Here is a 6,027-nt window from a genome sequence, read left to right as displayed (position 1 = left end):
TTTATCGTGATGCGCCACTGGGGCGAGCTCCATCAGGAGGGCGACTACTGGTGCGGTGAGTTTGAAACGGATGAGATCGACGACCAGTTGGCCGAGTTGATAGTAAACATCCAGTTTGCCTGTCAGCGCCACTACTTCGGCGCCCTGGCCGAGAAGTACTTCGACGACAAGCTGCGCGATGCTTCTGCCAATCACCGGCATAGTCAGAAAACGATTGAGGGTTACAATCGCCTGCCTGACGAGTTTACTGCGGCCGATGTGATGCGCTGTTTTATGTTGAATGGCAGTGATGCTGCCCGAATGCGCATAAAGCGTATGCAGAAAGACGGCACTATCGAAAAATCTGGTGAGTATGTCGAGGATGGCACAACAAAATTCAGGTACCGCAAAAAGGCCATCATGGTCATGTAAGTAAGCACCCCGAACACAGGTACGCAGGTACATTTTATATCAGTCAGCTCATCCGCTACGCCGTCATCCTGCTCGACATCAGCGAGGAGAGTGGCGAAGCCTTCGACGAACTGCTGATAGAGCGCTCATCCAGCGGCGCCATCTGGCTCCACTTCGCCGTGCGCCCCACAGGAAACCGCCGCGAGATAAAGTTCATGCAAACTTAGTTAGTTTTTCCATACATGATAAAATTTAGTTGCATAAGTTGTAGAGAGGTGCCGCTGCGAAGCTCCACCTCTCTTTTTGTTTTTGAAAGAGAGGTATACGCTGTTATTGACACCAATCCTCATGGCTGCTGAAGACATAAAAAAGAGGAATGAGCATCGCTGCTGATTCCTCTATAATTTTTTGTCATAATTAATAAACCTCCTCGCATCACTGCGAACAATGTCTGAATAAAAAATAATGTATAATTTTGCTATTCTGACGCTGCAAAGATAAAAAGAATTTGTAACACTACCAAAAGAAATGGTTATTATATTTTGTGGTGTGCGAAAAATTTTGTACTCCATGCACCATGGATAGCAACCAGAATATATGATATAAGAGGATATATTAAAAGAGCCACTCATTAGAGTAGCTCTTTTTAAAATGGAGTAGTGTCGATCAAGTCTTGCTCCCTCGCGGGAAACTTACCCGGATAGCCAAAAGTTACCTTTTGACGCTGCAAAGATAAGAATTATTCTGATACGTTCCAAACAATTGAAAGAAAAAAACTCATTTTTCTCTGATTTTAATAGGATTTTCCAATGTTACCACAGATTCATTCTTATACACATCATTTTTTGCAGCGCTACAATGAGCGTTTCCTGCATAATGATAAGCTGGAGGCGAATGAAATAGCTGGGCTCTTTTTCATAAGGAATCCAATGCCCTTTCCCATAAAGATATATGAATAATATGACGAATAAGAGGTGAGCATAAGTGTGAAGTGAAGCTCCACCTCTCTTGTTAAAAGCGGCGAAGTTTAAAAAAATCGCAGAAAAATTTGGAAGTTATTAAAATACTTCGTATATTTGCCGTCAAATAGGTGGCATTATGCCATCAATATGACGTTAAATTTTAATTGTGAGATTATGGCACAATCAGCAGTAACAGTCAGAATTGACTCTGAAGTAAAGTCGCAGTTTGATGCGCTTTGCGAACAGTTTGGTATGAGTGCAAACACAGCATTTAACATCTTTGTGAATGCTGTTGTAAGAAGTCGTAGTATCCCTTTCCCCATAAAAAGTGCTCCCAGTGCATTAGAGTTGTTTATGCAGCAGCGAAATGTAGCTGAATCAAGCAGTGAGCCAGAATTGTCATTAGAGGAAATTAATAATGAGATTCGTGCGGCGAGGAAGGTAATACGTAAACATAAAGCACAGAAATGATATACGCTGTTATTGACACCAATGTGTTGGTGTCGGCACTTATTACGCATAATCCACAGGCGGCAACTTCAACTGTGGTGGGTCTCATGCTTCAGGGTGCATTCACTCCCTTATATGATGGTGATGTGATAGAAGAATACAGAGAGGTGCTCCATCGAGATAAATTTAAACTATTGCCTGCCGTAGTTGATGCTCTTATTTCGTATATAATAGAGCATGGTGTAGAAATGTCGCGTACCGCTTTTCCTGAGCCTTTGCCGGATGAGGATGATCGGGTGTTTTACGAAATTGCCTTGACTAATGAGGATTCTTTCCTGGTGACAGGTAATCTGAAGCATTATCCAGATACACCCAAAGTAATCACTCCTGCAGATTTTCTGAAGGTCGTTTTAGAAAAATGAGAGTATAGAAACAAAAAAGAGAGGTGGAGCTTCGCAGCGGCACCTCTCTTTTTGTTTCGAAAGAGATATGAAAAATAAAAAGCCATCCATAAGGATGACTTTTTAAATGGGCAGTATCGATAAAGCCTTACCCTCACGCGGGAAACTTACCCGGATAGCCAAAAGTAACCTTTTGACGCTGCAAAGATAAGAATTATTCTGATACGTTCCAAACAATTGAAAGAAAAAACTTCATTTTTCAAACCTCATCAAGGCTAACTACCTCAAATTCTTTCAGATTGATATATGCATCGATGTCTTCGTTCTCATCTTCCCATTCTTCAATAGCTTGGTAAACAGCCTCTTTGGTGGGCTCGATATGATGTCCGATGTAGTTGCCAACGAGTTCTGCCACCTCTTCAATGCTATCATAGTAGTCGTTATCTGGCGGCATGTCAAGTTCGAATCTGTTTGTAAAGAAGCGTCGTTCTGCATCGTTTGTCAGATAGGAGTCCCAATCATCACCTACTGCAGAGAAGAATATCTCAAGCCCAGGATAAACTTTCTGGATGAGTCGTAGTAAATCGAAAAGGTGCGTTCCAAGCCGACTCTGTGAAAAAATATAACCTTTCTCGGTTTAGGTCCAGGTCGTCCCACGTTCCTCTGCAATACACTTCGTTGTAATCGCCTCCAAGTCGCGATACCAGGTTACCTAACCAACGTTCTGGGTGGTAGAAACCATTCTCAATCCATGGCTTCTTTCGGTTTTGTAGTCTAAGCATCTTTTGATATAGCGACCTCAGTTGCCGCCTATCCCCCACGATGCATACGGACATAAAAGCTGGGTTACTCATTTTTTTGCGCAAAGGTAGAAGATCTTGGGGAATCGGCGAAATAAATTAGATCTGTTTAGATCGAATTTAGAATCGTTAGATCACTTTTAAGTATAGAGTAAAATGAGGAAACATAAAATAGAGAGCAAAAACTTGTAGAATTAGAAGAAAACACTTATCTTTGCAAAAAAATAATGATTAATAATCAAGAATTGTAGTATGAAAAAGATAACTTTGTCATTAATAGCTTGTTTGATATCTTTGATGGTTTCTGCTCAGGTAGAACATATGAAATTTATGGGTATCCCTTTGAATGGGACTATTACATCATTTCAATCAAAATTGCAAGCAAAGGGAGTAAAGTACGACCCTATTGGAAGCAAACAATTAGGATTTGGATGTCGTTGCTTTAAAGGAACTTTTTCTAATGAGAAGGCAGATTTTTATGTTTATTATAATGAAAAGACTAAAATTGTGTATCGAGCAAAAGCTGTAATTACATGCTATAATAAAGAGGATGGGAACAGAAAATTTGCCACCTTTTACGGAATGCTTAAATCAAAATATTCTGATGGGGAATTCTATGATGGTGAACAAGAAGGTCACCCAACTCTTTCAATACTTGTGCCAGGTAGTAAACAAGAAAAAGCATTAGGATATGTCGGGTTATATATAGCAAATTCTTCAGTACCATATATTGATGAAGTATATCTTCATATTGATTATGAGGATTTAGCAAATAAGAATTCGAGCCAAAAGAAAAATATGGATGATCTGTAGGAATTCCTTAAGTTAAGAAAGGGTTTAGCTATAGTTTCGTTGCTGATTTATGGTAGAAGCAATTTGTATTTTTGCAACAATTATCCTATTCATCTATGGTGTATGGACCAATACGGCCACATACAAAGGGCATGCAGGGGAGGATAGGGTGCATAATATCCTGATGCAACTGCCTGATGAGTACTATGTTTTTAAGGATGTAATATTAAAAACTCCAAAGGGAACAACACAGATAGATCACATTGTTGTTTCAAAATATGGCGTGTTTGCGATTGAAACAAAAAACTATAGAGGCGAGATTTATGGTGATGATAATCGCAGGTATTGGACACAGATGATTATAACAGATGTGACTTATGCTAAGAAATGGTGGAAAACATATACTTATGTAAAGAAAAGTCGCTTTTATAATCCTGTCAAACAATCCTTGGCTCATTCATATGCGATTAAAAGTTATCTGAAAGAATGGAAGTATTTGCCGATTGTGCCTATAGTGGTTTTTTGTGGCGATGCTGTTTTGGCAAATGTAGAATCAAGTATTCATGTGGTTTATGATTATAATCTTCTGGATTTGATACGTAGTTATACCACAAGCTATCTGAGTGATTCAGAATTACAAGATGTAGTGGTACGTCTTGATGTAGAAAATGTGAGAGAAGTTATTAATGATAAGGCTCATGTGAGAAATCTAAAGGCTGCAGTAAACGATAAGAATAATAAGATAGCTGCTGGTATCTGCCCTAGATGTGGTGGACGTTTGGTTGTCAGGAATGGCAGATACGGCTCTTTTTTTGGGTGTTCTAACTATCCAAAATGCAAATATACGCTTAATTAGATATTATAAAAATCATATATTGCTTCTTTATACGTCGTTACAAAAAGATAAAAGCCATCCATAAGGATGACTTTTTAAATGGAGTAGTGTCGATAAAGTCTTGCTCCCCGCACTCAGCGGCGTAGTCAAAAGTAATCTTTTGACGTTGCAAAGATAAGGAATATTTCTGTACGTTCCAATTATTTTTGCGAAATATTTCTTTTCTCCGTGTATCTTTCTGAAATTCCAAATTATTTTTATACTTTTGTGGCAATAAATAACAAGCGATGATGAGAGAAATTAAATATCGTTATTGTCTCGATAAGGACACTGATGAACTGCTATTCATTGGTGAACTTAATAAGAAAACGAGGTATGATCATAATTATAAGTGTTTAGAGTGCGGTCAGGATATGGAAGTAAATATGGGTCAAGTTAGAAGACCATATTTCTCGCATGTTTCTGGCTGTGCATGTGATGGCGAGTCTTATCTTCACAAATTAGCCAAAAGAAGAATTAGGATGAAATTTGAAGATTCTGATTCTTTTAATGTCGTATTTGTACGTGATATTTCGTGCTCAGAGTCTGATTCTTGCGTATTAAAAAAAGATTTTGGATGTGGCTTTCATGATGAAAGAATAGTCCATGATTTAAAAAGCTGGAATAATAAACCTTTATATGATTGTTGTCAGGAAGAAGAACCTTGTGGAGGTTTTAAACCGGATTTATTGCTTACTTCCAAAGTAAGACCTGAATTGCCACCATTGTTTATTGAAGTTTTTAAAACTAATAAATCTACTGATGATAAGATAAATTCTAATTATAAGATAATCGAAACTCGCCAGATAAAATCAGAGGAGGATATCGATGATATTATAGAACAGGGTTTTGTTGAAAATGAAAATTGCAAGTTCTTTAATTTTGTTCCTAAAATAGCAAAACGAAGGAAAACTGACGTTGATGTCACAAGAGTGGTCATATATCCAGGTGGAAAAACAAGGTTCTTAAGTCATGGAGAAGTAAAATGTGGGATGATGAATATAAAGTATGATCCAAAGTCATTGTGCGAATTTAATGTACAGTCTTTTCCACACCTGCATGAAGGTACTTCATCCGAATATATCCTATTACCATCACAGGTGGCACTCGATTGGGCCGTGAAGAAAGGCATGTCTATTAGAAACTGTATGTTATGCGATTCATATAGATATAATGATTCTTATAGTAGGTATATGTGCATTAAGTACAAGGTGTTAGGGGATAGTTTTAAGTTCCCCAATCAGTACTCTGCTCAAGAGTGTAAGGAGTTCAGGTATTCGAGCATCCTGTCTAATTGTACTTTGGCTGATTTGCAAAAACTAGGAACAGAAGTGATTGAACAGAAATAATAGAATAAC

Annotated in this window: 6 protein-coding genes and 1 pseudogene; 6 read left to right on the top strand and 1 reads right to left on the bottom strand. The window is 38.2% G+C overall.

The genetic code is table 11. From position 1 onward, the window contains the following. The 3 genes and pseudogenes from T495_RS16075 to T495_RS0112230 form a co-directional block, all read left to right on the top strand. A pseudogene (locus T495_RS16075) lies at window positions 1-411 on the top strand (hypothetical protein); the annotation flags it as partial. 1,115 nt (window positions 412-1,526) lie between these two features. Continuing rightward, entirely contained in the window at window positions 1,527-1,823 is a 297-nt protein-coding gene (locus T495_RS0112235; RefSeq protein ID WP_033148908.1) for a type II toxin-antitoxin system RelB/DinJ family antitoxin, read from the top strand. Next, window positions 1,820-2,224 carry a putative toxin-antitoxin system toxin component, PIN family gene (locus tag T495_RS0112230; protein WP_033148863.1) on the top strand — a complete coding sequence of 135 codons (405 nt, stop codon included), beginning with the start codon at window positions 1,820-1,822 and terminating at the stop codon, window positions 2,222-2,224. The genes T495_RS0112235 and T495_RS0112230 overlap by 4 nt, the downstream gene beginning before the upstream one ends. A 238-nt stretch (window positions 2,225-2,462) precedes the next feature. On the opposite strand, the gene T495_RS15350 is transcribed toward T495_RS0112230, so the two are convergent. Then, window positions 2,463-2,657, bottom strand: a complete 195-nt coding sequence (locus tag T495_RS15350; RefSeq protein ID WP_051652033.1) for a hypothetical protein — start codon at window positions 2,655-2,657, stop codon at window positions 2,463-2,465. Window positions 2,658-3,255: 598 nt separating this feature from the next. Between T495_RS15350 and T495_RS15345 the strand changes: the two genes are divergently transcribed. The 3 genes from T495_RS15345 to T495_RS0112205 all read left to right on the top strand — a co-directional run bounded on the left by T495_RS15345 (window position 3,256) and on the right by T495_RS0112205 (window position 6,018). Continuing rightward, window positions 3,256-3,816: a hypothetical protein gene (locus T495_RS15345; protein WP_051652031.1), complete on the top strand. Its 561-nt coding sequence runs from the start codon at window positions 3,256-3,258 to the stop codon at window positions 3,814-3,816. 49 nt (window positions 3,817-3,865) lie between these two features. Next, window positions 3,866-4,651: a nuclease-related domain-containing protein gene (locus T495_RS0112215; protein WP_033148862.1), complete on the top strand. Its 786-nt coding sequence runs from the start codon at window positions 3,866-3,868 to the stop codon at window positions 4,649-4,651. A gap of 266 nt (window positions 4,652-4,917) precedes the next feature. Next, window positions 4,918-6,018 (top strand): hypothetical protein, encoded by a 1,101-nt coding sequence (locus T495_RS0112205; protein WP_033148860.1) that lies wholly within the window; start codon window positions 4,918-4,920, stop codon window positions 6,016-6,018. Window positions 6,019-6,027 lie beyond the last annotated feature (9 nt).

It is taken from the genome of Prevotella sp. P6B1, from assembly GCF_000702825.1.
Lineage (GTDB): Bacteria > Bacteroidota > Bacteroidia > Bacteroidales > Bacteroidaceae > Prevotella.
This window is presented reverse-complemented; position numbering and strand designations above follow the sequence as displayed.

Excerpts from the sequence above, each read along its gene's own strand:
- T495_RS0112215 (WP_033148862.1), top strand. The coding sequence starts at position 3,866 with ATGGTAGAAGCAATTTGTATTTTTGCAACAATTATCCTATTCATCTAT.
- T495_RS0112235 (WP_033148908.1), top strand. The coding sequence starts at position 1,527 with ATGGCACAATCAGCAGTAACAGTCAGAATTGACTCTGAAGTAAAGTCG.
- T495_RS0112230 (WP_033148863.1), top strand. The coding sequence starts at position 1,820 with ATGATATACGCTGTTATTGACACCAATGTGTTGGTGTCGGCACTTATT.
- T495_RS15345 (WP_051652031.1), top strand. The coding sequence starts at position 3,256 with ATGAAAAAGATAACTTTGTCATTAATAGCTTGTTTGATATCTTTGATG.
- T495_RS15350 (WP_051652033.1), bottom strand. The coding sequence starts at position 2,657 with ATGCCGCCAGATAACGACTACTATGATAGCATTGAAGAGGTGGCAGAA.
- T495_RS0112205 (WP_033148860.1), top strand. The coding sequence starts at position 4,918 with ATGATGAGAGAAATTAAATATCGTTATTGTCTCGATAAGGACACTGAT.